Raw genomic sequence first — 25,154 nt, forward strand, 5'->3', positions numbered from 1 at the left:
CCGGATGTGGTGTGCCGTGCCGCGTCGCCGTGTCCGGTGTGTGTCTACGCCGTGCGCAGATAGCGGTCCAGCACCTGGACGCCGAAGTGCAGTCCCTCGACCGGGACCCGCTCGTCGACGCCGTGGAACATGGCCGCGTAGTCGTAGCCCACGGGGAGCTTCAGCGGCGAGAAGCCGTAGCCGGTGATGCCGAGGCGGGCGAACTGCTTGGCGTCGGTGCCGCCCGACATGCAGTACGGCACGGCGTGCCCGGCCGGGTCGAAGTGCTCGATCGCGGCACGGAGCTTCTCGTACGTGGGTGAGTCGACGGGCGCCTGGAGGGGCACCTCGCGGTGCTGGAACTCCCACTCCACGTTCGGTCCGGTGAGCCGGTCCATCGTCTCCCGGAACTCGTCCTCGCCGCCGGGCAGCATCCGTCCGTCGATGTGGGCGGTGGCCTGCCCGGGGATCACATTGACCTTGTATCCGGCGTCGAGCATGGTCGGGTTGGCGCTGTTGCGCAGCACCGGTTCGACCAGGGCTGAGGCCGGGCCGAGCTTGCCGACCAGCGCGTCCGCGTCGAAGCCGGGGGCGTGGACATCGGTGTCGATGCCGTGCAGCAGGGCCAGTTCGGCGAGGGCGGCGCGGACGGTGGGGGTGAGCCGCACCGGCCAGTCGTGCTCGCCGACGCGGGCGACGGCGGCGGCGAGCCTGCTGACCGCGTTGGCGCGGTTGACCTTGGAGCCGTGTCCCGCCCTGCCGTGGGCGGTGAGCCTGAGCCAGGCGGTGCCGCGCTCCCCCGCGCCGATCGGGTAGAGCGTCATGCCCTGCCCGGCGTGGAAGGAGAAGGCGCCGGACTCGCTGATGCCCTCGGTGCACCCCTCGAAGAGCCCCGGGTGGCGGTCGGCGAGGAACCCGGCGCCGTCGGCGGCGCTGTCCTCCTCGTCGGCGGTGTAGGCGATGACGATGTCCCGGCGGGGCCGGACGCCCGCGCGCGCCCAGGCCCGCACGACGGCGAGGATCATCGCGTCCATGTTCTTCATGTCGACGGCGCCCCGGCCCCAGACGACCCCGTCGCGGACCTCGCCGGAGAAGGGGTGGACCGTCCAGTCGGCGGGTTCGGCGGGCACCACGTCGAGATGTCCGTGGACCAGCAGGGCGTCGGCGCCGGGGTCGGTGCCGGGAATCCGGGCGACGACGTTGGCGCGCCCGGGGGTGCGCTCCAGCAGGGTGGGTTCGAGTCCGGCGGCGGCCAGGCGCTCGGCGGTGTACTCGGCGGCGGGGCGCTCGTGGCAGTCGCCGCCGCCCCGGTTGGTGGTGTCGATCCGGATGAGCTCGGAGGTGAAGGTCACCACCTCGTCGAGGGCCCGCTGATCGATGGGGCTGGTGGGGTCAGTGGGGCTGGTGGGGCCGTGGTGCGCGTTCATGTCAGCCATACTGCTCCTCCACGGCCGCCGAGACGATCGTCGTGACCGCTTTGAAGGTACGGATGGCCTGGTACATGGTGTCGCTGGGGTAGCTGACCCGGCGTTCCCCGCTGCCCAGGACACCGGGCACCACGGTCGCCGCCGCGGCGAGGTGCTCCGCGTCGAACTCCAGCTCCATGGTGAACGGGCCGCCGCGCACCGGCTCGTGCCGGACGGCCAGCGCCGCCGCGTCCTTGGCCGCGGCGCGGATGTCGGCGGCGGTACGGGCGGGCGTGCGGCAGACCGCGGCGTACCGCGAGACATGGTCCTTGACCGCGACCTTGCGGGCGTCCGGTGCGTAGAGCCCGGCGTCGACGCAGGTCAGATCGTCCCCGGTGACCAGGACGACCGGGACGCCGTACTCGGCGACGACATGGGCGTTGAGCAGTCCCTCGCTGGCGCGGACGCCGTTCAGCCAGACGCCGGTGAGCTGGTTGGCGAGATAGGTGTGGGCGAGGACGCCCTCGGTGCCGGCGCCGGTGTGGTAGCCGACGAAGGCGATGCCGTCCACGTCGCCGTGCTGGACGCCTTCCACCATGGAGAGCGACTTGTGCCGGCCCGTCAGCATCTGGGCGCGGTCGTCGAGCCGCTCCAGGAGGAGGTTGCGCATGGACCAGTGGGCCTCGTTGATGAGCACCTCATCGGCGCCGCCGTCGAAGAAGCCGAGCGCCGCCGCGTTCACGTCGGAGGTGAACAGGGACCGGCACCGCTCCCACTGGGCGTGGCCCGGCAGCACATCCGCCGGCCAGGTGACTCCGGTCGCGCCTTCCATATCGGCACTGATCAGGATCTTCATGATTCACCCTAACCCTCCCGGATCGGCGAGCTGAAGGGGGACCGGGTCACGGTGCGCGCACGGTCCGGGGTGTGCGCGCCGTCGCCGGGGGGCGGGTTCGGGGTGTGAGAGGGGGGCGCGCCGGAGCACTCGGGGAGGGGGTGCGCCCGGGGCGGTGCGCCCCGGGCGGTGCCGGGGCAAGGATTCGGCAAGGTTCGCGAAGGGCGGGCCCGTCACGATGTTCCCGTCCCGGCCCGGGACGGGAACCGACGGGAAGGAACGCGGAGAGTGAAGCGACTGCGGAGCGCGGTACTGACGGGTCTGCTGACGACGGTGGCGCTGGTGGGCCTCGCACAGCCGGGGGAGGCGGCGGCGGTTCCCTTACCCGAGGGCGTGCCGCGGGCCGGCTCCGGCGGCCCCGCGGCGCCCGGCGGGACGGGGCACGGACCAGTCGGGGGTGACCGCGACCCTGCCGTGCCGGCCTGCCTCCACCACCGGATAGCCCAGGTCGAGGATGCGGGCGACGGCGCGGCCGGTCTCCCGGGCGGTCATGCCGGGGAGGACGCGGGGTAGCCCGCGGGCCAGTTCGCGCGCCCCGGGGACCTCGGCGTGCCGGGCGAAGCCGGGCGCGATGCGCCGGGTGCCGCCGGTCCGGCCGCCCAGCCGGGCGGCGTCGGCGGCGAGCACGAGGAGCCGTCCGGCACCCGGCCCGGCCATGGGGTAGCCCCACCAGAGCACATCGACACGGGCCCGCCCAGGCGCCGGGAGCCGGGCGCGGCCCGCGGTCGGGAAGGGGGTGCGGCCGGCCGGCGGGACGCCGGGTCCCGGGCCGCTGTCGTACGCCGTGTACTCGCCGTCCGCCACCAGGGCCCCGGAGACCGGGAGCAGATCGTCGGCGGGCCTGCCCACCGCGTCCTCATGGGCGGGCCCGAACAGCCCGCGCGCCCCGGCGGACCAGTGCGACACCAGTCCCTCGCGGTCCACGACCACCACGGCCAGCGGAATCCGGCCGGCCACGGTGTACCGCTGTGGCCTCCTCGGCGGAATGCCACGGTCCATGGGTGGGAGGCTCCTTCCCCGCCGCCGGGATGGGCGGCTGGCCCCACGGTACGGCGCCGCGGACATCGCGCGCGGGGCAACGGCGGAATAGGTTGTGCGCCCGCGCACGGACCGGGAGCGCCGCACCACGCCGCGGCCCGTGGCTAGGAGCCGCTCTTCTCCCCGGCGGGCTTCTCGACCTTCGCCGCGAGGTTCGCCAGCACGGCGTCGTGGATACGGGCGAGTCCCTTGGGGGCGAAGGTCCGCTCGAAGAATCCGCCGATGCCGGTCGCGCCGTTCCAGACGGAGGTGACGACGGCCCTGGAGCGGCCCTCGCCGGCCGGGGTGACGGTCCAGGTGGTGACCATCGAGGAGTTGCGGTCCTTCTCGACGAGCTGGCCGTCGACCGGCTCGGTGACCTCCAGCAGACAGTCCCGGACGCGCTTGCTGGTGGCCTGGAGCTTCCAGTGGACGAGGGTGCCCTCGCCGTCGCCGCCCTCGCGCACCTCGTACTCGCTGAACTGGCCGGGCAGGAGCGCCGCGCGGGTGTTCGCGTAGTCGGCCAGTGTGTCGATCACGGTCTCCGCGTCCGCCGCGATGATCCGTTCAGTCGTGGCCTCGACCTGCGCCATAGCTGTTCCTCCAGCACTCGGTTGTTCAGGGGGTGCCGCATGGGCCTGGCATAGCCAACCACCTCGGGTGCGGCCACCCAAATCCGGGGCCCCGGACCTCCGGCCCCCGGCGATCATGGGAACAAATGTTCTATTGTCGGGAACAGCTCTACCGAGGAGGCGACCATGCGCTGGGACCATCTCGCCGACACCCCGTCGGCCCCGCGGCCCGCGACCGGGGACGCCGCGCTGTTCGCCGCGTCCGCCGTGCGGACGAGAACCTTCGACACACCCGAGTTCCGCGGCATCACCTTCCACGAGGTGCGGGCGCGTTCGATTCTGAACCGGGTACCGGGGGCCTCCCGGATGCCGTTCGAATGGACGGTGAACCCCTACCGGGGCTGCACGCACGCCTGTGTGTACTGCTTCGCCCGCAAGACCCACAGCTATCTGGATCTCGACACCGGTCTCGGCTTCGACTCCCAGATCGTGGTCAAGACCAACGCGGCCGAGGTCCTGCGCCGCCAGCTCGGCGCGCGGGGCTGGCAGGGCGCGCATGTGGCGATGGGCACCAATGTCGACTGCTACCAGCGCGCGGAGGGGCGCTACCGGCTGATGCCCGGGATCATCGAGGCACTGCGCGACCGGGCCAATCCGTTCTCGATCCTCACCAAGGGGACGCTGATCCTGCGGGATCTGGAGCTGCTGGTGGAGGCCGCAGAGGTGACGGACGTCGGCATCTCCGTCTCGGTCGGCTTCACGGACCACGCCCTGTGGCGCACCGTCGAGCCGGGGACCCCGTCCCCCGAGCGCCGGCTCGATGTGGTCCGCGCCCTGACCGGGCGCGGGATCGGCTGCGGTGTGCTGATGGCCCCGGTGATCCCGTTCCTCGGCGACCACCCCGAGGAGCTGCGGGCGACGGTGGCGGCGATCGCCGCGTCCGGGGCCACCTCGGTGACACCGCTCGTCCTGCATCTGCGGCCCGGGGCCCGCGAGTGGTTCATGGCCTGGCTCCGGGAGCACCACCCCGGGCTCGTGGAACGCTACGAGCGGCTGTACGCGGCAGGGGCGTACGCGCCCACCTGGTACCAGCGCCGGATCACCCGCCAGGTGCACGAACTGGCGGCGGAGTTCGGCATCGGGCCGGCGGACCGGGGCGCGCCCCGGCGGATCGCACGGACCGGGCGGCCTGCCGGGACCGAGCGGCCCGGCGGCGACCCCGGACAGACCCAACTCACGCTGATGTGAGCCGCCGGCCCGGCGTCAGGACTCCCCCGCCGGCCCGGTCCGCACCCAGCCGCCGGTGCCGGTGTCGTACTCGTGGACGGGTCCGTCCCGCACCGCGCTGGTGCGGAACGGGCGCCCGTTGTCGTCGATCCGCACCGTGCCGGAGCGGTCCCCGCTGCTCCACTCCAGCTCCAGATACCAGTCGCAGTCGCACTGTGCCGTACGGCCGGTGACCAGAACGACCTCCGGGTCCGTCACCGAGACCCGGTAGGGGAGGGAGACGGCGGGGATCTCCGTGCCCGCGTCGCTGCCCGCCACGGCGCGCGCGACGGGGCGGGGGCGGTCGAGGTCGGCGTCGAAGAACCGGGGAGTGAGGGAGCCGCCGCAGCCCAGGCTCATCCGGTACGCGCTCCGCTCCAGCGGCGCGCGCCGGGCGGCCACCCGGACCCGGAGCGCCTGGAGGACCACCGCCTCCTCGCCCCGGCCCTGCACGGTGAACCGGACGATGGTCTCGCCGCCGTGGACCGCCCCGAGGGCCGCCGCCCAGGGTCCGGCGTCGGCCTCGGCCGGGGGCGGCGGGACGGCGGCGGGGCCGCGCGGTACGAGATAGGTGTGGTCGCAGCCGTACCGCCACACGTGGTGTTCGCTCCGCACGGTGAAGGGGGGCCGTCCTCCGGGGCGCGGGGAGGCCGGGGATGCCGAGGCGGACGGCGCGGAGGGGGCGGGGGGCGCGGAGGGCGCCGGTGCCCGTCGCCCCGGGTCCGGCTGCGCCGTGGGGGCGGCGCTCCCCCGTGGCGCGCTCGGCGCCGGGGAGGGCGGCACGGGCCGCCCGGTGGCGAGCGCCGAGGCGGCGGGGGCGCCCGCGGGCTGCCGCGCGGCGGCGCCCCGCCGGTCCGCCTCGGGCCCGTCCGGCGCCCCGGCGCCCGGGAGCGCGATCAGCCCGGCGACACCCGCGACCACCACGGCGCCCACGAGCCCGGCCCGCCTCCACCGGAACCTCCCGTGCCCGAGGGCCGAAGCGGAAGCTCCCGGAACCACCGGCCCGGCGGAGGCGGAGGGGGACGCCTCGCGCCGCCCCGGCTCCCCAACAGCCGGCACCGAACCGGACCCGGCCCCGGGCGGAACCCCCGCCTCGGCACCACGCGCCCCACCCGGGGCGGAAGACCCGGCGGCCCGGACCCGCCCCGGCCCCCCGGCGACCGGCACCGAACCGGACCCGGACCCGGACCCGGACCCGGACAGAACACCCGCCTCGGCACCACGCGCCCCACCCGGAACAGAGGACTCGGCCGACTCGCCCCGCCCGGGCTGCCCAGCCACCGGCACCCAGCCAGACCCGGACCCGGACAGAACACCCGCCTCGGCACCACACGCCCCACCCGGAACAGAGGACTCGGCCGACTCGCCCCGCCCGGGCTGCTCAGCCACCGGCACCGAGCCGGACGAACCGCCGAGCCCCGCCGGAACCCCCGACTCGGCACCACGCGCCCCACCCGGGGCGGAAGACCCGGCGGCCCGGACCCGCCCCGGCCCCCCGGCCACCGGCACCGAACCGGACCCGGACCCCGACCCCGACGGAACCCCCGGCTCAACACAACACACCCCACCCGGTACAGCCGCCCCGGCGGCGGCCGGTTCCGTCGTGGTCGGCGGGGGCGGCGGTGCGGTCGGGGGCCGACGGTGGCCGCGTTCCGCGTCGGCCCGCATCCAGAGGCGGTGCAGCGCCACCAGCTCCTCCCCGCGGCAGCCGCAGAGCCGGGCCAGCCGCTCCACCGGAGCGAACTCCACCGGCACCGAGTGACCCGAGCAGTAGCGGTGCAGGGTCGACGCGCTGACCCCGGCCCGGCGCGCCAGCGCGCCGTAGCTGCGCCCCGACTCCTCCCGTACCGCGCGCAGCCGCCGCGCGAACACCTCGGTGGCCGACTCCCCCGTGCTCAACCGCCCCACCCTCCCCCCGACCGTTCCGGGGCGGCGTTCCACCCTCGTGCGTACTCCCACGTCAGCGGGGGTGGAATGGTTCCACCCCGGCGACGGTGCCCGGATCGCTTGTCCCGGCCCCGGCGGCCCGCCGAAGCTGTGGAACGTACCGCCGACGACCCACCGAGGGGGAACCCGTTCCATGACGAAGCTCCGCACCGCCACCGTGGCCGCCGTGGCCGTGACCATGACGATCACCACGCTCTCCGCCGCCACCACCGCCGGCGCCGCCCCGGCGAAGCCGAGGCTCCTCGCGGCGAAGGAACTGCCCGCCTCCGCCACCGCCTGGACGGCGGACAGGGTGAAGGCGGGCACCGCCGACGACCACTGCGTCGGCGCGGTGCTGCCGAAGCCGTCCAGCACCTACCGCACCTTCCGTACCGAGCTGGAGACCTCGGCCCATCAGACCGTCACCGTCGCGGCCTCCGAGGCCGGGGCGAAGGCGCTGGTGACCCGGGTGCGCGCCGCGCTGGACGGCTGCCTGGAGCGGCTCCGGAAGCAGTACCCCACCCTCCAGGGGAAGGACCGGTACCACGGGAGGATCGCCGTCGAGGAGGGCGTCCACGTCTACAGCGTCGACACCACCGACCCCGTGGTGGGCACGGACGACATCTCGCTCCACTCCGTGGGCCGGGACGGCAGGACGGTGACCGTGGTCGGCTGGGGGCAGATGGGCGATCTCGGGGGCGCCCCGCTGAAGGGCTTCCGCACGACGGCGAGCACCTCGGTCACCAAGCTCCACTGACCGGGCGAGGCGGTCCGCGCGCCTCAGCCGAGTCGCGCGCGGGCCGCCTCCGCCGCCGCCGTGAGCCGGGGGTGGGCGCGGGCCGCCGTCAGCACCGCGTCCGCGCGGCCGTCGCCGAGCGCCCCCAGCCCCTCCACACAGGCCAGCGCCACCCGCCAGTGCGGATCTCCCGGCACGAGTCTGCGGCGCAGTACGGTGATCAGCGCCGGTGCGGACTCCGGGGCGCGCAGCCGGGTGAGCAGCCGGACCGGCACCAGGGCGTAGGCCACCCGCAGTTCATTGGTGGCGAGCGCGGCGGCGGCCCGGGCGGTGCGCCCGTCGGCCAGGACGAACAGGGCGTGCGCGGCGGAGACACAGCGCTCGGGGTCGCGGTGGTTGAGGAGCAGCACCAGCGCCTCGAAGGCTCTGCGGTCGCCCGCGCACCCCAGCCGGAACGCGGCCAGCTCCCGTGCCCACAACGGGCGCCGGTCCTCGGTGAGGACGCCCGCCAGCTCCTCGTGGTCCTCGGTCGCCAGCAGCCGTTCGTACGCCGCCGAACCGCCGGACTCACCCCGCAACCGCCGGGCCAGCGCGTGTAGTTCGTCGTCCATGCACGTCAGCGTATCGACGCGGCCCGGCGGGGTCAGCGCGGCGACCCAGATCACACCCGCACGGGTCTGGTGCGCTCGTTACTCGCCAGTTAACCTCATCTGAGCGGGTAACCCCCGTACAGCTCAGCCCGCACAGCTCACGGTGGCCTGGTGACGCAGCCACCGCGGTTGCGGTCGGTTCGGCGGAACAGCCGGGCGCGCGTGTCGGTTCGCGCGCCTCGTACGGCGCGGCCCCGGGACAGGGCCCGCCGCCCAGCACCACGGCCGGTGATCGGCGCGTGTGCCGCCCGGGGCGCCCCACTCCCCCGGCGCGGGCACTCCCGCACCCACGCGAGGCGTACGCGCGCCCTCGCGCCGGCCTTCCCGCAGCCGTCCCTCACCCTGGAGTCCCCCGATGGACATCCCTCTCCACACCATCGCCGTCGTCGGCCTCGGCACCATGGGCACCGGTGTCGTCGAAGTCCTCGCCACCGCGGGGCGCGAGGTCATCGGCATCGACCTCTGCGACCGGGCGGCCCGCCGGGCCGTCACCTCGCTGGAGACCGCCACGCTCCGCTCGGTGGAGCGCGGCCGGATCACCGCGGCGGAGCGCCGGGAGATCCTCACCCGGTTCCACACCTCCGCCGATCTCCGCTCCGCCGCCCACGCCGATCTGGTCATCGAGCTGGTGCCCGAGTCGTACGCGGCCAAGGAGGAGGTGCTGAGGGTGCTGGACGGCGTGCTCCGCCCCGGCGCCCTCATCGCCACCGGCACCAACGCGCTCTCCGTGACCCGGCTGGCCGCCGGTTCGGCCCACCCCGAACGGGTGCTCGGCATGCACTTCTTCAACCCGGCGCCGGTGATGCGGCTGGTCGAGGTGGTCTCGTCGGTGCTGACCTCGCCGGCCGCCGTGGAAGCCGTCACCGCGCTCGCCCGCGAGCTGGGCAAGGAGCCGGTCGCGGCGGGCGACCGGCCCGGATTCGTCGCGGACGGGCTGCTGTTCGGCTATCTCAACCAGGCCGCGGCGATGTACGAGGCCAAGTACGCCTCCCGCGAGGACATCGACGCGGCGATGCGGCTCGGCTGCGGTCTGCCGATGGGCCCGCTGGCCCTGCTCGACCTGGTCGGCATCGACACCGCCCGCACCGTCCTGGAGGCGATGTACGCCGAGTCCGGCGACCGGCTGCACGCGCCGGCCCCGGTGCTGCGGCAGCTCGCCGACGCCGGTCTCACCGGGCGCAAGGCGGGGCGCGGCTTCTACTCCTACGCGGGCCGGAGGACATCGGCCGTGGTGCCGGACGCCCTCACCCCGCGCCCGGGCCCGGCGGCCCCGGCGGGCCGGGAGGTCCGCGCGGTGGGGGTGGCCGGCTCGGGAACCATGGCGAGCGGGATCGCCGAGGTCTTCGCCAAGGCGGGTTACGACGTGGTGATGGCCGCGCGCGGCGCGGAGAAGGCGGGGCGGGCCCGGGACCGGATCGCGGCCTCGCTGGCCCGTTCCGTCGCGAAGGGCCGGCTGACGGCCGAGGCGAGGGAAGGGGCGCTGGAGCGGATCGTCGCGGCCGGCTCGCTCGACTCCTTCGCGGGGGTGGATCTGGCGCTGGAGGCGGTCGCCGAGGATCTGGAGGTCAAGCGGGGGCTGTTCGCGGCGCTGGACAAGGTCTGCGGGCCGGGCACGGTGCTCGCCACCACCACCTCCTCGCTGCCCGTGGTGGCCTGCGCGCGGGCCACCGGCCGCCCCGAGGACGTCATCGGGATGCACTTCTTCAACCCGGCGCCGGCGATGAGGCTGGTCGAGGTCGTCCGTACGGTGCTCACCTCCGACGAGACGCACGCCACGGTCCGGGCGGTGACCGCCTCCCTCAAGAAGCACCCGGTGGACTGCGGCGACCGGGCCGGGTTCATCGTCAACGCGCTGCTGTTCCCGTACCTCAACAACGCGGTCAAGATGGTCGGGGAGCACTACGCGTCCCTGGACGAGATCGACGCGGCGATGAGGCTGGGCGGCGGCTATCCGATGGGGCCGTTCGAGCTGCTCGACACGGTGGGGCTGGATGTCTCGCTGGCGATCGAGCGGGTGCTGCACCGCGAGTTCCGGGAGCCGGGGCTCGCGCCCGCGCCGCTGCTGGAGCATCTGGTGGCCGCCGGGTGCCTCGGCCGGAAGACGGGGCGCGGCTTCCGCGCCCATGCCCGGCGCTGACCGGCCGGGCCCGAAGGAGTGGGCGGGCCGGGAGGCACCCGGCCCGCCGCGCCGGGGAGCGCCCGTCCCGGGGGAGCGGGGCGGGCCGCCCGGACCCGCCCCGCCGGGCCCCGGCGGGCTCCACCCGCGGGCGCGCCGTCCCGCGCGTATGCAGTACGTTCGGGTCATGTCCCAGCCCGCCAAGGCCACCCGCCCGAAGACCACCGCCGACGCTCCCGGGAGCGCCGCGGGCACCCGCGCCGCCGCCCAGCGGCTCAAGATGCGCCGTGAGCTGGCGGCGGCGGCCATGGAGCTGTTCGCCTCCAAGGGGTACGAAGCGACGACCGTGGACGAGATCGCGGCCACCGCCGGGGTCGCTCGCCGGACGTTCTTCCGCCACTTCCGCTCCAAGGAGGAGGCGATCTTCCCGGACCACGACGACACCCTCGTACGGGCCGAGGCGGTGCTGAACGCGGCCCCGGCGCACGAGCATCCGCTGGACACGGTGTGCCGGGGCATCAAGGAGGTCATGCGGATGTACGCGGCCTCCCCCGCGGTCTCCGTGGAGCGGTACCGGCTGACCCGGGAGGTGCCCACGCTCCGGGAGCGCGAGATCGCCTCGGTGGCGCGGTACGAACGGCTCTTCACCCGCTATCTGCTGGGCCACTTCGACGAGCGCGACCACCACGACGGCAACGACGATCCGCTGCTGGCGGAGGTGGCCGCGTCCGCCGTGGTCACCGCGCACAACCACGTGCTGCGCCGGTGGCTGCGGGCGGGCGGGCAGGGCGATGTGGAGGCGCAGCTGGACCACGCCTTCGCGATCGTCCGGGACACCTTCGGCACGGGGATCGGCGCGGGCCGCCCCCGGGCCGCCGAGAGCGCGCCGGACACCCGGGAGGCCCCCGACGACCCGGCCGCGGGAGCCGGCGGGCCGCTCTCCGCGACCGTGCGGGACGAGGTGCTGGTGACGGTGGCGCGCACGGACGCGCCGCTCGGCGATGTGATGCGGACCATCGAGCGCGCGCTCCGGGAGCACCGGGGCTGACCGGACCCTCCCCCGCCGCGAACGGCCGCCCCCGCTCACCGGGGGCGGCCGTTCGCGCTCAGGCGTACCCGTGCCCGTACACATGAGACGAATTAATGGCACGCAGTGCCTTGTCAGTCGACACGCAGTGCCATAGCTTGAAGTTGTCCGGGCGGCCGGCGTGCAGAGACCTCGCGTACGCCGGCTGTCCCCGCAAGCCATTGCGCCTGCGCGCCCGGACGCCTGCGTCACAGGCTCTCCACCCCGCGCCCACCAGCGCTGCCAGCAGCACCACCGCCGAACCGACGGCACACCTCCACAGCAGCAAGCACCGACCCTCACCCCCCGCGGGGCTCCTCAGGGACCCCGACGCGCTTTGCCGGAGGCAACACCGTGAAGGAAATCCTGGACGCGATCCAGTCGGCGGACAGCACCAGCGCCGACTTCGCCGCGCTGTCCGTTCCCGAGTCCTACCGCGCCGTGACCGTGCACAGGGACGAGGCCGAGATGTTCGACGGCCTCGACAGCCGGGAGAAGGACCCCCGCGAATCCCTGCACGTCGAGGAGGTCGCGGTGCCCGAACTCGGCCCCGGCGAGGCGCTGGTGGCCGTCATGGCCAGCTCGGTCAACTACAACTCCGTCTGGACCTCGATCTTCGAGCCGGTGTCCACCTTCGGCTTCCTGGAGCGGTACGGCCGGCTCTCCGAGCTGACCCGCCGGCACGACCTTCCCTACCATGTCATCGGCTCCGACCTGGCCGGAGTCGTGCTGCGCACCGGGCCGGGCGTCAACGCCTGGCGCCCCGGGGACGAGGTCGTCGCCCACTGCCTCTCGGTCGAACTGGAGTCCTCCGACGGGCACAACGACACCATGCTCGACCCCGAGCAGCGGATCTGGGGCTTCGAGACCAACTTCGGCGGTCTGGCGGAGCTGGCCCTCGTCAAGTCCAACCAGCTGATGCCGAAGCCGGACCACCTCAGCTGGGAGGAGGCGGCGGCTCCCGGCCTGGTCAACTCCACCGCGTACCGCCAGCTCGTCTCGCGCAACGGCGCGGGGATGAAGCAGGGCGACAATGTGCTGATCTGGGGCGCGAGCGGCGGCCTCGGCTCGTACGCCACCCAGTTCGCACTGGCCGGCGGCGCGCATCCGATCTGTGTGGTCTCCAGCGAGCGGAAGGCGGACATCTGCCGGGCGATGGGCGCCGAGGCCGTCATCGACCGCAGCGCCGAGGGGTACCGGTTCTGGAAGGACGAGCGGACCCAGGACCCGCGCGAGTGGAAGCGGTTCGGCAAGGACATCCGGGAGCTGACCGGCGGCGAGGACGTGGACATCGTCTTCGAGCACCCGGGCCGGGAGACCTTCGGCGCCTCGGTCTACGTCACCCGCAAGGGCGGGACCATCGTGACCTGCGCCTCCACCTCCGGCTACACCCACGAGTACGACAACCGCTACCTCTGGATGTCGCTCAAGCGGATCATCGGCTCCCACTTCGCCAACTACCGTGAGGCGTGGGAGGCCAACCGGCTGATCGCCAAGGGGAAGATCCACCCGACCCTCTCCCGGGTCTATCCGCTGGCGGAGACCGGACAGGCCGCCCACGACGTGCACCGCAATGTCCACCAGGGCAAGGTCGGCGTCCTCGCGCTCGCGCCCCGGGAGGGCCTGGGTGTGCGGGACGAGGAGCTGCGCGCCCGGCACCTCGACTCCATCAACCTCTTCCGCACGGCCGACGCGGCCCCGACCGCAGCGGCGGACCGGTGACCGGCCGCCGCAAGGACCGCCCGTGGCTGATGCGGACCTACGCGGGACACTCCACCGCCGAGGCCTCCAACGAGCTGTACCGGCGCAACCTCGCCAAGGGGCAGACGGGGCTCTCCGTCGCCTTCGACCTGCCCACCCAGACGGGGTACGACCCCGATCACATCCTCGCCCGGGGCGAGGTGGGCCGCGTCGGGGTGCCGGTCTCCCACCTCGGCGACATGCGGCGGCTGTTCCGGTCCATCCCGCTGGAGCAGATGAACACCTCGATGACGATCAACGCCACCGCGATGTGGCTGCTGGCGCTCTACCAGGTCGTCGCGGAGGAGCAGGGCGCGGAGGTCGCCCTGCTCCAGGGCACCACCCAGAACGACATCGTCAAGGAGTACCTGTCGCGCGGGACCCATGTCTTCCCGCCGGGACCCTCGCTCCGGCTGACCACCGACATGATCACCTACACGGTCGGCCACCTCCCCAAGTGGAACCCGATCAACATCTGCAGCTACCACCTCCAGGAGGCCGGGGCCACCCCGGTCCAGGAGATCTCCTACGCGATGTCCACGGCGACCGCCGTGCTCGACGCGGTCTTCGCCTCCGGTCAGATCCCCGACGAACGCAGGGGTGAGGTGGTCGCCCGTATCTCCTTCTTCGTGAACGCGGGCGTCCGGTTCATCGAGGAGATGTGCAAGATGCGGGCCTTCTCCCGCATCTGGGACCGGATCACCCGGGAGCGGTACGGCATCGACAACGCCCGGCAGCGCCGCTTCCGCTACGGCGTGCAGGTCAACTCGCTGGGGCTGACCGAGGCGCAGCCGGAGAACAACGTCCAGCGGATCGTGCTGGAGATGCTGGCCGTCACCCTCTCCAAGGACGCGCGCGCCCGCGCCGTACAGCTCCCGGCGTGGAACGAGGCGCTGGGGCTGCCCAGGCCCTGGGACCAGCAGTGGTCGCTCCGTATCCAGCAGGTGCTGGCGCACGAGTCGGATCTGCTGGAGTACGAGGACATCTTCGCCGGCTCCCATGTCATCGAGGCCGAGGTGGACCGGCTGGTGACCGAGTCCCTCGCCGAGATCGGCCGGATCGAGGAGATGGGCGGCGCGATGGCGGCCGTCGAGTCCGGCTATCTGAAGTCCCGGCTGGTCTCCTCGCACGCCGAGCGGCGGGCCAGGATCGAGTCCGGCGAGGAGAAGATCGTCGGGGTCAATGTCTTCGAGTCGACCGAGGAGAACCCGCTCACCGCGGATCTGGACACCGCGATCATGACGGTGGACCCGGCGAACGAGGCCCGGGTGGTGGCCGCGCTCCAGCGGTGGCGGGCCGACCGGGACGAGCCGCGGGCCGCCGACGCGCTCACCGCCCTGAAGAGGACGGCGGCCGGGACCGGGAATCTGATGGCGGCCACCGTGGAGTGCGCCCGGGCCGGGGTGACCACGGGCGAGTGGAGCTGGGCGCTGCGCGATGTGTTCGGCGAGTTCCGCGCCCCGACCGGGGTCTCCGGCGCACCGGTCGCGGTCACGGCGGAGGCCGGCACCCCGCTGGCCCGGGTCCGCGAGAAGGTGTCACGGACCGCCGGCGAGCTGGGGTGCGGGCGGCTGCGGCTGCTGATCGGCAAGCCGGGGCTCGACGGGCACTCCAACGGCGCCGAGCAGATCGCCGTACGCGCCAGGGACGCCGGCTTCGAGGTGGTCTATCAGGGCATCCGGCTGACCCCGGAACAGATCGTGGCCGCCGCGCTCGCGGAGGACGTGCACTGTGTGGGGCTCTCCATCCTCTCCGGCTCGCACGCCGAGCTGGTCCCCGATGTGCTGGAGCGGCTGCGCGCGGCCGGAGCCGCGCCCGGGGCCGAGGCCGGAGCCGGAGCCGCGCCCGGCGCCGGGGCCGGAGCAGGCTCCGGAGCCCCCGCCCGTGCCGGACGCGCGGCGGACCCCCCGATTCCGGTGATCGTCGGCGGGATCATCCCGAGCGCCGACGGCGCCGCGCTCAGGGCGGCGGGAGTGGCCGCCGTCTTCACCCCGAAGGACTTCGGCATCACGGAGATCATCGGCCGTATCGTCGACGAGATCCGGAAAGCGAACAAGCTCGACCCCCTGGAGGTCCCCGTATGACCCGGCCCGCGAACCGACTCCGCCCCCGCCGCTCCTGTCTGGCGGTCCCCGGCTCCAATCCCCGCTTCCTGGAGAAGGCCCAGGGCCTCCCCGCGGACCAGGTCTTCCTGGATCTGGAGGACGCCTGCGCGCCGCTCGCCAAGCCCGGGGCCCGGCACACCATCGTGAAGTTCCTCAACGAGGGCGACTGGACCGGCAAGACCCGGGTGGTGCGGGTCAACGACTGGACCACCGAGTGGACCTACCGCGACGTGGTGACCGTGGTGGAGGGCGCCGGGCAGAATCTGGACTGCGTCATGCTGCCGAAGGTCCAGGACGCCCAGCAGATCGTGGCGCTGGATCTGCTGCTGACCCAGATCGAGAAGACGATGGGTTTCGAGGTCGGCCGGATCGGCATCGAGGCGCAGATCGAGAACGCGCGCGGCCTGGTGAACGTGGACGCCATCGCCGCCGCCTCGCCGCGGACCGAGACCATCATCTTCGGCCCGGCGGACTTCATGGCGTCCATCAATATGAAGTCCCTGGTCGTGGGAGAGCAGCCGCCGGGCTACCCGGCGGACGCCTACCACTACATCCTGATGCGGATTCTGATGGCCGCGCGGACGCACGGCCTCCAGGCGATCGACGGCCCCTACCTCCAGATCAGGAATGTCGACGGCTTCCGCGAGGTCGCGGGACGGGCCGCCGCGCTGGGGTACGACGGCAAGTGGGTACTGCACCCGGGGCAGGTGGACGCCGCCAATGAGGTGTTCTCGCCCTCGCAGGAGGACTTCGACCACGCCGAGCTGATTCTCGACGCGTACGACTACGCCACTTCGGAGGCCGGCGGGCGGAAGGGCTCGGCGATGCTCGGCGACGAGATGATCGACGAGGCGAGCCGCAAGATGGCCCTGGTCGTCTCCGGCAAGGGGCGCGCCGCCGGTCTGACCCGTACCTCCACCTTCACCCCGCCGGAGGCGTGACATGCAGTTCGGCCGCACCTACGAGGAATTCACCGTCGGGGACGTCTACAAGCACTGGCCGGGGAAGACGGTCACCGAGTACGACGACCACCTCTTCTGCCTGCTGACGATGAATCACCATCCGCTCCATCTGGACGCCCACTACGCCGAGGGCTCCACCGACTTCGGCAGGAACGTCGTCGTCGGGAACTACATCTACTCGCTGCTGCTCGGGATGTCCGTGCCCGATGTCTCCGGCAAGGCCATCGCCAATCTGGAGATCGAGTCGCTGCGGCATGTGGCGCCGACCTTCCACGGCGACACCCTCTACGGCGAGACGACGGTGCTCGGCAAGACGCCGTCGCGGTCCAGGCCCGACCGGGGCGTGGTCCAGGTGGAGACCAGGGGTCACAAGCAGGACGGGACGCTGGTCTGTGTCTTCCGGCGGAAGGTGATGGTGCCCACCCGGGACCATGTCGCCGCGCGCGGCGGCGAGCAGCCAGGCCGCCCGGAGCCCCTGACCCGGGCCCCCTCCCCGCAGCCCGCGCCACAGGCCCAGCGGCCCGCGCGGAAGCAGCCCTCGCAGAATTCGGAGAAGTAGCCATGGCGCGACTCGCCCAGACGCACGGTCTGACCGATGTCCAGCGGGAGATCCTGGCGACGGTGCGGGACTTCACCGAGCGGGAGATCCTGCCGGTCGCCACCGAGCTGGAGCACCGGGACGAGTACCCGGAGCGGATCGTCGAGGGACTCGCGGAACTCGGGCTCTTCGGGCTGATGATCCCGGAGGAGTACGGCGGTCTCGGCGAGTCGCTGCTCACCTACGCGCTCTGTGTGGAGGAGATCGCCCGGGGGTGGATGTCCGTGTCGGGCATCATCAACACCCACTTCATCGTCGCGTATCTGCTCAAGCAGCACGGCACCCGGGAGCAGCGGGACACCTTCCTCCCGAGGATGGCGCTGGGCGAGGTGCGGGGCGCGTTCTCGATGTCGGAGCCGGCGCTCGGCTCGGATGTGTCGGCCATCACATCCAAGGCGGTGCGCGACGGGGACGACTACATCCTCGACGGCCAGAAGATGTGGCTCACCAATGGCGGGACCTCGTCCCTGGTGGCCGTTCTGGTGCGCAGTGACGAAGGACATACGGGTGATGCGGCGCCGCACCGCTCGATGACGGCCTTCCTGGTGGAGAAGGAGCCCGGCTTCGGCGAGGTCCGGCCCGGGCTCACCATCCCCGGGAAGATCGACAAGATGGGGTACAAGGGCGTCGACACCACCGAGATGATCATGGATGGGCTGCGGATACCGGCCGATCGGGTGCTCGGCGGCACCACTGGCCAGGGGTTTTACCAGATGATGGACGGGGTCGAGGTCGGCCGGGTCAATGTGGCCGCCCGCGGTTGCGGCGTCGCCCGGCGCGCCTTCGAGCTGGGGATCTCCTACGCCCAGCAGCGGCACACCTTCGGCCGCGCCATCGCCCACCACCAGGCCATTCAGTTCAAGCTCGCCGAAATGGCCACCAAGGTGGAGGCCGCCCATGCGATGATGGTGAACGCGGCACGCAAAAAGGACTCCGGGGAACGAAACGACCTGGAGGCAGGGATGGCGAAGTACCTCGCCGCCGAGTACTGCAAGGAGGTCGTCGAGGACGCCTTCCGCATCCACGGCGGCTACGGCTTCTCCAAGGAGTACGAGATCGAGCGCCTCTACCGGGAGGCCCCGATGCTGCTGATCGGCGAGGGTACCGCCGAAATCCAGAAAATGATCATCGGCCGACGACTGCTGGAGGAGTACCGGTTCCAGGGTTGATTGTCACTTTTTGGGGGATCTGTCCGCGAAGAAGATCACACCGTGTCCCACGGTTCCGGCGGTCGACTCGGTTCCTGGCTTTCCCAGTTGTGGCCCGCACCCGATAGCATCGACAGAAAGCCGCCAGTCCCCGTCAACCAGTGCGGCATCGTCCGCTACGAAGGTCATCCATGCCCCACAGCCAAACCTCTGCACCTCGCGGCCGTGTCCGCCTCGCGCGCGGAGCATCGCCGTGGCTTCTGCCGACCGTCGCCACCGCCGCACTCAGCCTGGCCGGGGCACGCCGCTCCCGCCGCGCGGCAGCCATCGCCGTGCCCGCCACCGCCCTGGCGGCGGGCATGCTGTGGTTCTTCCGCGACCCCGAGCGCGAGATCACCCAGGGAAGGGTGATCTCCCCCGCCGACGGTGTGGTGCAGAGCATCATGCCGTGGAAGGACGGGCGCACCCGCGTCGCGATCTTCATGAGCCCGCTGAATGTCCATGTCAACCGGGCGCCGCTGGCCGGCACCGTGACATCGGTCGAGCACATCCCCGGCGGCTTCGTCCCGGCGTTCAACAAGGAGAGCGAGAACAACGAGCGCGTTGTCTGGCACTTCGACACCGAGCTCGGCGACATCGAGATGGTGCAGATCGCAGGTGCCGTCGCCCGGCGCATCGTCCCGTATGTGCCCCAGGGCACCAAGGTCGAGCAAGGCGACCGCATCGGTCTGATCCGCTTCGGCTCGCGCGTCGACATCTACCTGCCGGAAGGTGTCGAGGTCGCGGTCGAGGTCGGTCAGACCACGACCGCGGGGGTGACTCGCATTGACCGTGATTGATCCGGAAACACAGGCGGGCTGGGTCGCCGAGGCAGAGGCGGAGACCGAGGACGACGCGGAGGAGATGCCTCTCTCCCTGCGGCTGTCGATAGCGGACACGCTCACCCTCGGCAATGCGACCTGTGGATTCATGGCGGTGTACTTCACCACCACCGGAATCCTCATTCCGCATCTGGAGGGCAGCCAGGAGTCCGGCATGGCGCGGCACAGCGCCGCCACCGCCGTGATTCTGATGCTGCTGGCCGCGATCTTCGACCTCTTCGACGGGCTGGTGGCGCGGAAGCTGCGCAGCTCGCCGATGGGCGCGGAGCTGGACAACCTCTCCGACCTGATCAGCTTCGGACTGGCGCCGGCCTATTTCGTCCTCGTCTACGGCATGGTCGCCGCGGACGCCGTGGAGAAGGTGTCGGCCCTGGCCGCCATCGTGGTGCTGCTGGCGGTGGTGCTGAGGCTCGCGCGGTTCTCCTGCGTGACCATGAAGGACGGCATGTTCCAGGGCATGCCATCCCCCTTCGGCGCGCTCACGATCGTCTCGATCGTGCTGCTGGAGCTGCCCTTCATCCCGACCCTGCTGGCGATCGTCGGCACGGCCTGGCTGATGGTGAGCCGGGTCGAGTACCCGAAGCCCCGGGGCGTCCTCGCGGTCGCGATGCTGGGCTGGATCGTCTCCGCGATGGGGCTGCTGGCGGCCTGGGCGTTCGACGCGCCCGGCGGCCATCTGCTGCTCCAGACCGGCTGCGCGCTCCAGGTGGTGCTGGGCGCGGTGATTCCGCTCTTCGCCACGGCACGGCGGGTGAACACCTTCCGCGGCAACCGCCGCGAGGCACGGGCGGCACAGCTTCCCTGATCCAGCGGATTCCGACGAGGGCCCGGGCGCGCATGGCGCCCGGGCCCTCGTCTTGTGCGGCGGCTTCTGGGACCATCCGGGGCATGCCAGGGGGAACGCTGCACCACCTCTTCGAGGACCGGGTACGGAGCGCACCGGACCGTACCGCCGTGATCACCGACCGCGTCCGGCTGAGCTATGGACAGCTGGACGAGCGGGCCGACCGGCTGGCCCGCCATCTGACCGGCACCGTCGGGCTGCCGCCCGGCGCCCTGGTCGCCATCCGCACCAGACGCGCGCCCGATGTGCTGGTCGCGATCCTCGCCGTGCTGAAGGCCGGCGGGGTCTACTCCGTCCTCGCGCCGGAGCGGAGCGAGCCGCCCGCCCTCGCCGGTGCGCGGGCGGTGCTCGCCCACCGCTTCCACAGCGGCCGGATCGAGGGCGGCGCGGGCCGGCCGCTGGTCCTGCTGGACGGCGACCTCGCCGACGCCGGGGCCCCGTCCGCCGGGCCCGCGGCGCCGGCCGCCGGCCCGGAGGCCGGGGCCGCGCTGCTGCTCAGCGCCGGGACCACCGGCCCGCCGAACGCCTTCGCCGCCTCCCACCGGCGGCTGTGCGCCGCCCGCGACAGCTGGGCCGAGGTCTTCCGGATCACCCCGGACGACAGCGTGCTGCTGACGGCGGCCCCGGACACCACCGCGTTCACGGCGGGGTGGATACGCACCCTGTGCTCGGGCGCCGCGCTGGTGCTCTCCCCCCGCGAGCCGTACACCGTCGCCGACACCGACCCCGGGACGGCCTCCGGTCTGCTGACCCGCGCTCCCCGGCCGCCGGCGCTGCGGCTGCTCGCGGTGGGCGGCGAGCGGCTGCGCCTGGACGAGCAGGTCGGCCTGGAGCGGCTGCTCGCCCCGGGAGCCCGGCTGATCAGCGTGTACGGCCCGGCCGAGGTCGCCGGGTGCGGCACCTGGTTCGAGACGGGCCAGCTCCCGGGGCCGGTCGCGGCGCCCGAGCGCCACGCCTATCTGGGGCTGCCGTTCCCGGGCTGCGAGATCCGGATACAGAAGGGCGGCCGGGTCCGGCTGACGCCCCCGGAGGGGGGCGATGCCGTGTTCACCGGGGATCTGGGCCGGCGCGAGGGCGAGGGGCCCGTCGAGTTCCGGGGCCGGGCGGCGGACCGGGTGAGGGTGCGCGGGCGGACCGTCGACACCTACCGGATCGAGTCGGCGCTCGCCTCCCACCCCGGGGTCCGGGAGAGCGTGGTCGCGGAGGACCACGGGGAGCTGATCGCCTATGTGCTGCCGGCCGGCGCGAGCGCGCCGGGCCCGGACTCCGTGCGCGCCCACCTCACCGGGGCCGTACCGGCGTCCGACATCCCGGGAACCGTCGTCCAGGTCACGGCCCTGCCCCGCAACAGATCCCGCAAGGTGGACCGGGGCGCGCTGGTCCGGCCGCTGTCGCGGCCCATCGGATCGGGGACAGGCGGCGGCAAGTGGGGCGGCTCCGGGGTCCTCTCCGCCGAGGAGAACGGCATCGTCCTGGCGATGGTGGTCTTCCTCCCGGTCGCCATCGCGTCCTATGTCTTCACGGACAGCGTCTGGCCCGGTTCGACCGATCTGTCGATCGTGCCGGACCCGTGGGCGTGGTTCTTCCGCGGTCTGTACGCGGCGGAGTCGCTGGCCTTCGCCGCCGGTGTGTCGTTCCTGCTGAGCGGCCGGCGGCTGATGCCGAGCCGGGGACGGCCCCGGGGGCTGACCACGGCGGCGTACCTCGGGATCGTCTGGCTGCTGGTGGCCTGGTGGCCGCAGGACAATCTCTACCGGCTGGCGGCGAAGCAGGACTGGGAGCGGCAGGCCGCGCTGGTGTACGCCTTCAATGTGCCGCTGATGGCGGCGGCCGCGGTGGTGGCGGTGTGGGCCGTCTGGGACTCGGCGGTGACGGCCGTGCGGTCCCCTGGCGGCCGGTGAGTCAGCGGAAGACCCGGCCGAGCCGCCGGCAGACCGTGTGGACGAGGGCATCGGCCGCGTCGATCCGGTGGTGGGTGGCCGCGGCGAGTACGACACCGATGTACGGGTCGGGCTCGTAGGCGGCGGTCGGGATCGACGGCAGCAGCACCGTGTCGATCCCGGCGCAGGCCTCGGTCAGCCGGTGCAGCAGGGCCATCAGCTCGGCGTCGGGCAGCCGCGCCCCGAGCGGTACCCGGTCGAGCGCACGGACGAGGTGGTCGCCGCCCCGGGTCTCGTCGAGCCGCTGCTTGACCAGGAACGCGACAGCGGGGCCGGTGAGCCGGAGATTGGTCTCGGTCGGGGCGAGCCGCCCGTCCGGGCCGGTCACGAAGTCGACGTCGTACCAGCCCCGGTAGCCGCTCGCGGCCAGCTCGCGCCCGACCGCGTGCCCGAACCGCAGGGCGTGCGCGGCCCGCTCCGGCGCCACGGCCCCGGGTCCGGCGGTCGCGCCCCGGTAGGCGGTCCCCTCGATCTCCATGGCGGCGACCCCGACGTCGTGGACCTCGCCCCGCGCGTCGACGATGCCGTCGTACGTGGGGTGGGTGCCGTCGCCCGCGATGTACTCCTCCAGGAGCAGCGGCCCCCGGGGCAGCGAGCGGGCCCGGACCCGTCCGGTGAGGATTCCGGTGCCCGAGCCGCCCGCCCCGTGCTCGGACTTCCACACGGTCGCGAGCCCGGCGCGGGCACGGGCGGCGATCAGCCGGGCGGCCTCGCGGCGGCCGGCGGGGGTCCACCGGGCGGGGACGGCGATCCCGGGGTGCCCGGGGGCGAGCCGCCGGAAGAGGGAGTGGGACGCCCGCTTGGACTCGTACCGCAGGGCGCCGGGCGGGAGGGGGTGACCGGTGAGTTCCCCCGTGGCGGCGGTGTGGCCCCAGGGCACCAGGGGCAGCCCGGGCGCGCGCAGCCGGGCGGCGAGCGCGGGGCCGCCCTCCCGGTGGACCTCCACCTGGGCCCAGCGCAGCTGCCGCGCCACCAGGGCGATCCAGCCGTCCGGGACGGCGCGCGGGAGCACCACGGCGGCGGGGTGGGGACTCGCGAAGACGGCGAGGCAGGCGTAGTGCGAGGCCGCCTCCCGCGCCTGCTCCGTGGCGCCCCCGAACTGGGCCTGGAACTCGGCCGCGTTGCCGAGGTGCACCGCGCGCCGCCCGCCGGTCCAGATCTGGGCCCAGGGCACCCGGGGCCGGAGTTCGGCCACCAGCGGGACCAGCCCGCCGGGTTCCGCCACGGGGTCCGCGCCGGATTCCCGGGGGGCGGGGCGGGCACCGAGGGCCCGGTAGAAGGGCACGGCGTGCGGGTCGGCCGCGATCCCCACCCGCTCGAACCCGCGCTCGCGGGCGGCCTCCAGCACATGTGCGTACAGTGCCCGCCCGATCCCGCGCCGGAGGGCGGTGGGCTCGACGAAGAGGAGTCCGATGGCGCCCTCGGGGGGTGTGCCGTCGAGACAGGCGGTGCCGAGGAGCCCGCTGTCGTCCTCGGCGACGACGACACGGCGCGGAATGATCCGCTCCGGCGTGAGCGTCAGCTCCGGGGCCCAGTCGGCGAGCAGTGAGCCGGGGTAGCCCCAGTGGGACTTGGAGCGGAGCACGAGCCCGGTGATCTCGGCGGCCTCCTCCGGGTCCGCGTCACGTATCCGCATCCCTGGACCTTAGGCCCGGGGCCGCCGGCGCGGGGCCGGGAAAGGACACGTCATTCACGTCCTCGTGCCCCGGCTATCACGCCGTGGTGGCGGTGGACACCCTTTCCGCCCTGCCCGACCATGGAGCGGTTCACGTTCTTCCTGATCGGCCGATCAAAAGAGGGATGTCAATGTCTTCATTCCGCAGCGGTCTGCGGAGGGTCTCGCTCTCCGCCGTCGCCGTCTCGGCAGTTGTCGCCTCCACTCTCGGTACCGGTGTCGCGCGGGCGGAGGTCTCCCCCGCGACGACATGCCCGGCGAACAGGGTCTGCTTCTATCCGGGGGCCAATTTCCAGGGAACGCCGACCATCATTGATTTCACCGCGACGCCGGGGTGCAAGGAGGCTTTCCGGGCGCGTTCGGTCATCAATAACCGAATCTATCCGGTGGGTCTCTATGTGGACTCGGAGTGCACCCAGTACCTCGACCAGGTGGACGCGGGCGACACCCGTTCCAACCTCATCGCGGGCGTGGTGACGGCGGACGGGTGACCACGGCGCCCCGGGCGTCCCGGCCCGGGGCGCGGCGTCCGCCAACTCCCCGCGCCCACGACGTGCTTGGCCGGGCGGTGGGCCGCCTCTAGGCTGCCGCAATGACCTTGGACTACGCCGCGTACATCGCATCGCTCCCCCGTGTCCTCTCCGGCGCCGCCACCCTCTTCCGGGACCGCGAGGGCCGCTTCCTGCTGGTGGAGCCGAATTACCGGGAGGGCTGGGGGCTGCCCGGCGGGACAGTCGAGTCGGATCTCGGGGAGACGCCGAGACAGGCGGCTCACCGGGAGACGCTGGAGGAGATCGGTCTCGACGTGGCGCCGGGCGCGCTGCTGGCCGTGGACTGGGAGCGCGGGCCGGAGCGGCCCCCGCTGGTCTCCTATCTGTACGACGGCGGGGTGCTGGACGAGGGACTGCTGGGTTCGATCCGGCTCCAGGCGTCGGAGCTGCTCGCCTGGCGGATGGTGCCCCGGGACGAGCTGGCCGCCCATCTCCCGGGGCCGGTCGCGGACCGGGTGCTCTCCGCCGTGGACGCCCTGGTGGCGGGGGCCGGCCCGGTGGAGCTGGTGGAGGGGCTGCCGGTGAAGTGACCCGGATGCCCGGGCGCGGCCCGCACGGTCCGGGGGCGGCTCAGAAGAGCGCGTCCGCCGGTTCGCCCGACGCCCCGGCTTCGAAGGCGAGCAGCCGCTGCTTGCGCGGCAGCCCTCCCCCGTACCCCACGAGGCTTCCCGACGAACCGATGACCCGGTGACACGGGACGATGATCGATACGGGGTTTCTGCCGTTGGCGAGGCCCACCGCGCGGGAGGCGGTGGGCCGGCCCAGCTCCTCGGCGAGTTCGCCGTAGGTGCGGGTCTCGCCGTAGGGGATGGCCAGCAGCCGCTCCCACACACCGCGCTGGAACTCCGTGCCCTGGAGCCGCAGGGGCACGTCGAAGGTGGTCAGCTCGCGCGCGAAGTAGGCGTCGAGCTGCCGGATCGTCTCTCCGAAGGGGCCGGCGTCCCGCTCGCCGAAGGTCTCCTCGCCGGGGCGGTGGCGCTGGTCGGTCATGTACAGGCCGCTCAGGACCCCGTCGGTCGCGACGAGGGTCAGCGCGCCGCAGGGGCTGTCGACGACCGTGTGCTGCCTGGTCATGGGGGGC

Annotated in this window: 22 protein-coding genes and 1 pseudogene; 14 read left to right on the forward strand and 9 right to left on the reverse strand. The window is 73.2% G+C overall.

What is annotated here, in order from left to right; translation table 11 throughout:
* Nucleotides 1-44: 44 nt before the first annotated feature.
* The 4 genes from ACWCRA_RS12220 to ACWCRA_RS12235 all read right to left on the reverse strand — a co-directional run bounded on the left by ACWCRA_RS12220 (nt 45) and on the right by ACWCRA_RS12235 (nt 3,890).
* Nucleotides 45-1,406 carry a M20/M25/M40 family metallo-hydrolase gene (locus ACWCRA_RS12220; protein ID WP_451067433.1) on the reverse strand — a complete coding sequence of 454 codons (1,362 nt, stop codon included), beginning with the start codon at nt 1,404-1,406 and terminating at the stop codon, nt 45-47.
* Nucleotide 1,407: 1 nt separating this feature from the next.
* The gene (locus ACWCRA_RS12225; protein WP_351557783.1) at nt 1,408-2,241 is read right to left on the reverse strand and encodes a M55 family metallopeptidase; all 834 of its coding nucleotides are present in this window, start codon (nt 2,239-2,241) and stop codon (nt 1,408-1,410) included.
* Nucleotides 2,242-2,601: 360 nt separating this feature from the next.
* Nucleotides 2,602-3,279, reverse strand: coding sequence for a hypothetical protein (locus tag ACWCRA_RS12230; protein ID WP_451067388.1), 678 nt, complete (start codon nt 3,277-3,279; stop codon nt 2,602-2,604).
* Nucleotides 3,280-3,422: 143 nt separating this feature from the next.
* Nucleotides 3,423-3,890 (reverse strand): SRPBCC family protein, encoded by a 468-nt coding sequence (locus tag ACWCRA_RS12235; protein WP_351557787.1) that lies wholly within the window; start codon nt 3,888-3,890, stop codon nt 3,423-3,425.
* A gap of 165 nt (nt 3,891-4,055) precedes the next feature.
* On the opposite strand from ACWCRA_RS12235, the gene ACWCRA_RS12240 reads away from it, so the two are divergent.
* On the forward strand, nt 4,056-5,117 hold the full coding sequence (locus ACWCRA_RS12240) for an Rv2578c family radical SAM protein (protein WP_451067389.1): 1,062 nt from the start codon (nt 4,056-4,058) through the stop codon (nt 5,115-5,117).
* 15 nt (nt 5,118-5,132) lie between these two features.
* On the opposite strand, the gene ACWCRA_RS12245 is transcribed toward ACWCRA_RS12240, so the two are convergent.
* Together ACWCRA_RS12245 and ACWCRA_RS12250 are read right to left on the reverse strand one after the other, a co-directional pair.
* Nucleotides 5,133-5,750 (reverse strand): hypothetical protein, encoded by a 618-nt coding sequence (locus tag ACWCRA_RS12245; protein WP_451067438.1) that lies wholly within the window; start codon nt 5,748-5,750, stop codon nt 5,133-5,135.
* 1,080 nt (nt 5,751-6,830) lie between these two features.
* Nucleotides 6,831-7,262: pseudogene (locus ACWCRA_RS12250) on the reverse strand (helix-turn-helix domain-containing protein); the annotation flags it as partial.
* On the opposite strand from ACWCRA_RS12250, the gene ACWCRA_RS12255 reads away from it, so the two are divergent.
* The gene (locus ACWCRA_RS12255; protein ID WP_351557791.1) at nt 7,216-7,818 is read left to right on the forward strand and encodes a hypothetical protein; all 603 of its coding nucleotides are present in this window, start codon (nt 7,216-7,218) and stop codon (nt 7,816-7,818) included. The pseudogene ACWCRA_RS12250 and the gene ACWCRA_RS12255 sit on opposite strands and share 47 nt — an antisense overlap.
* A gap of 23 nt (nt 7,819-7,841) precedes the next feature.
* On the opposite strand, the gene ACWCRA_RS12260 is transcribed toward ACWCRA_RS12255, so the two are convergent.
* Complete coding sequence (locus ACWCRA_RS12260) at nt 7,842-8,408, reverse strand: HEAT repeat domain-containing protein (protein ID WP_351557793.1); 567 nt, start codon at nt 8,406-8,408, stop codon at nt 7,842-7,844.
* A 394-nt stretch (nt 8,409-8,802) separates the two neighbouring features.
* Here ACWCRA_RS12260 and ACWCRA_RS12265 point away from each other — a divergent pair, with 394 nt between their 5' ends.
* From ACWCRA_RS12265 to ACWCRA_RS12310, 10 genes are all read left to right on the forward strand, one after another.
* Nucleotides 8,803-10,584 (forward strand): 3-hydroxyacyl-CoA dehydrogenase family protein, encoded by a 1,782-nt coding sequence (locus ACWCRA_RS12265; RefSeq protein ID WP_451067390.1) that lies wholly within the window; start codon nt 8,803-8,805, stop codon nt 10,582-10,584.
* A 148-nt stretch (nt 10,585-10,732) separates the two neighbouring features.
* Complete coding sequence (locus ACWCRA_RS12270) at nt 10,733-11,611, forward strand: TetR family transcriptional regulator (protein ID WP_351557797.1); 879 nt, start codon at nt 10,733-10,735, stop codon at nt 11,609-11,611.
* 372 nt (nt 11,612-11,983) lie between these two features.
* Entirely contained in the window at nt 11,984-13,351 is a 1,368-nt protein-coding gene (gene ccrA / locus ACWCRA_RS12275; protein WP_351557799.1) for a crotonyl-CoA carboxylase/reductase, read from the forward strand.
* On the forward strand, nt 13,348-15,453 hold the full coding sequence (locus tag ACWCRA_RS12280; RefSeq protein WP_451067391.1) for a methylmalonyl-CoA mutase family protein: 2,106 nt from the start codon (nt 13,348-13,350) through the stop codon (nt 15,451-15,453). The genes ccrA and ACWCRA_RS12280 overlap by 4 nt, the downstream gene beginning before the upstream one ends.
* The gene (locus ACWCRA_RS12285; RefSeq protein ID WP_351557803.1) at nt 15,450-16,415 is read left to right on the forward strand and encodes an HpcH/HpaI aldolase/citrate lyase family protein; all 966 of its coding nucleotides are present in this window, start codon (nt 15,450-15,452) and stop codon (nt 16,413-16,415) included. The genes ACWCRA_RS12280 and ACWCRA_RS12285 overlap by 4 nt, the downstream gene beginning before the upstream one ends.
* A gap of 1 nt (nt 16,416) precedes the next feature.
* On the forward strand, nt 16,417-16,995 hold the full coding sequence (locus ACWCRA_RS12290; RefSeq protein ID WP_351557805.1) for a MaoC family dehydratase: 579 nt from the start codon (nt 16,417-16,419) through the stop codon (nt 16,993-16,995).
* Nucleotides 16,996-16,997: 2 nt separating this feature from the next.
* The gene (locus ACWCRA_RS12295; protein WP_451067392.1) at nt 16,998-18,203 is read left to right on the forward strand and encodes an acyl-CoA dehydrogenase family protein; all 1,206 of its coding nucleotides are present in this window, start codon (nt 16,998-17,000) and stop codon (nt 18,201-18,203) included.
* A gap of 170 nt (nt 18,204-18,373) precedes the next feature.
* On the forward strand, nt 18,374-19,021 hold the full coding sequence (locus ACWCRA_RS12300) for a phosphatidylserine decarboxylase (protein ID WP_351557809.1): 648 nt from the start codon (nt 18,374-18,376) through the stop codon (nt 19,019-19,021).
* Nucleotides 19,014-19,868 (forward strand): CDP-diacylglycerol--serine O-phosphatidyltransferase, encoded by an 855-nt coding sequence (gene pssA / locus ACWCRA_RS12305; RefSeq protein ID WP_351557815.1) that lies wholly within the window; start codon nt 19,014-19,016, stop codon nt 19,866-19,868. Before ACWCRA_RS12300 ends, pssA begins: the two co-directional genes overlap by 8 nt.
* Before the next feature lie 83 nt (nt 19,869-19,951).
* The gene (locus tag ACWCRA_RS12310) at nt 19,952-21,808 is read left to right on the forward strand and encodes an AMP-binding protein (protein WP_451067393.1); all 1,857 of its coding nucleotides are present in this window, start codon (nt 19,952-19,954) and stop codon (nt 21,806-21,808) included.
* A gap of 1 nt (nt 21,809) precedes the next feature.
* Here ACWCRA_RS12310 and ACWCRA_RS12315 read toward each other — a convergent pair whose 3' ends face one another.
* Entirely contained in the window at nt 21,810-23,483 is a 1,674-nt protein-coding gene (locus ACWCRA_RS12315) for a GNAT family N-acetyltransferase (protein ID WP_451067394.1), read from the reverse strand.
* 170 nt (nt 23,484-23,653) lie between these two features.
* On the opposite strand from ACWCRA_RS12315, the gene ACWCRA_RS12320 reads away from it, so the two are divergent.
* Together ACWCRA_RS12320 and ACWCRA_RS12325 are read left to right on the forward strand one after the other, a co-directional pair.
* Complete coding sequence (locus tag ACWCRA_RS12320; RefSeq protein WP_351555560.1) at nt 23,654-24,013, forward strand: peptidase inhibitor family I36 protein; 360 nt, start codon at nt 23,654-23,656, stop codon at nt 24,011-24,013.
* Between the two features lie 101 nt (nt 24,014-24,114).
* Nucleotides 24,115-24,603, forward strand: a complete 489-nt coding sequence (locus ACWCRA_RS12325; protein ID WP_351555562.1) for an NUDIX hydrolase — start codon at nt 24,115-24,117, stop codon at nt 24,601-24,603.
* A gap of 40 nt (nt 24,604-24,643) precedes the next feature.
* Here the strand turns inward: ACWCRA_RS12325 and ACWCRA_RS12330 are convergent, their stop codons facing one another.
* Nucleotides 24,644-25,147 carry a methylated-DNA--[protein]-cysteine S-methyltransferase gene (locus ACWCRA_RS12330; protein WP_451067395.1) on the reverse strand — a complete coding sequence of 168 codons (504 nt, stop codon included), beginning with the start codon at nt 25,145-25,147 and terminating at the stop codon, nt 24,644-24,646.
* Between the last annotated feature and the right edge of the window lie 7 nt (nt 25,148-25,154).

It is taken from the genome of Streptomyces sp. NPDC001889, assembly GCF_053594535.1.

Coding starts and splice junctions, on each gene's coding strand:
- ACWCRA_RS12235 (WP_351557787.1), bottom strand. CDS start 3,890: ATGGCGCAGGTCGAGGCCACGACTGAACGGATCATCGCGGCGGACGCG.
- ACWCRA_RS12240 (WP_451067389.1), top strand. CDS start 4,056: ATGCGCTGGGACCATCTCGCCGACACCCCGTCGGCCCCGCGGCCCGCG.
- ACWCRA_RS12255 (WP_351557791.1), top strand. CDS start 7,216: ATGACGAAGCTCCGCACCGCCACCGTGGCCGCCGTGGCCGTGACCATG.
- ACWCRA_RS12260 (WP_351557793.1), bottom strand. CDS start 8,408: ATGGACGACGAACTACACGCGCTGGCCCGGCGGTTGCGGGGTGAGTCC.
- ACWCRA_RS12265 (WP_451067390.1), top strand. CDS start 8,803: ATGGACATCCCTCTCCACACCATCGCCGTCGTCGGCCTCGGCACCATG.
- ACWCRA_RS12290 (WP_351557805.1), top strand. CDS start 16,417: ATGCAGTTCGGCCGCACCTACGAGGAATTCACCGTCGGGGACGTCTAC.
- ACWCRA_RS12330 (WP_451067395.1), bottom strand. CDS start 25,147: ATGACCAGGCAGCACACGGTCGTCGACAGCCCCTGCGGCGCGCTGACC.
- ACWCRA_RS12270 (WP_351557797.1), top strand. CDS start 10,733: ATGCAGTACGTTCGGGTCATGTCCCAGCCCGCCAAGGCCACCCGCCCG.
- ACWCRA_RS12300 (WP_351557809.1), top strand. CDS start 18,374: ATGCCCCACAGCCAAACCTCTGCACCTCGCGGCCGTGTCCGCCTCGCG.
- ACWCRA_RS12325 (WP_351555562.1), top strand. CDS start 24,115: ATGACCTTGGACTACGCCGCGTACATCGCATCGCTCCCCCGTGTCCTC.
- ACWCRA_RS12285 (WP_351557803.1), top strand. CDS start 15,450: ATGACCCGGCCCGCGAACCGACTCCGCCCCCGCCGCTCCTGTCTGGCG.
- ACWCRA_RS12230 (WP_451067388.1), bottom strand. CDS start 3,279: ATGGACCGTGGCATTCCGCCGAGGAGGCCACAGCGGTACACCGTGGCC.
- ACWCRA_RS12320 (WP_351555560.1), top strand. CDS start 23,654: ATGTCTTCATTCCGCAGCGGTCTGCGGAGGGTCTCGCTCTCCGCCGTC.
- ACWCRA_RS12220 (WP_451067433.1), bottom strand. CDS start 1,406: ATGAACGCGCACCACGGCCCCACCAGCCCCACTGACCCCACCAGCCCC.
- ACWCRA_RS12295 (WP_451067392.1), top strand. CDS start 16,998: ATGGCGCGACTCGCCCAGACGCACGGTCTGACCGATGTCCAGCGGGAG.
- ACWCRA_RS12225 (WP_351557783.1), bottom strand. CDS start 2,241: ATGAAGATCCTGATCAGTGCCGATATGGAAGGCGCGACCGGAGTCACC.
- ACWCRA_RS12310 (WP_451067393.1), top strand. CDS start 19,952: ATGCCAGGGGGAACGCTGCACCACCTCTTCGAGGACCGGGTACGGAGC.
- ACWCRA_RS12315 (WP_451067394.1), bottom strand. CDS start 23,483: ATGCGGATACGTGACGCGGACCCGGAGGAGGCCGCCGAGATCACCGGG.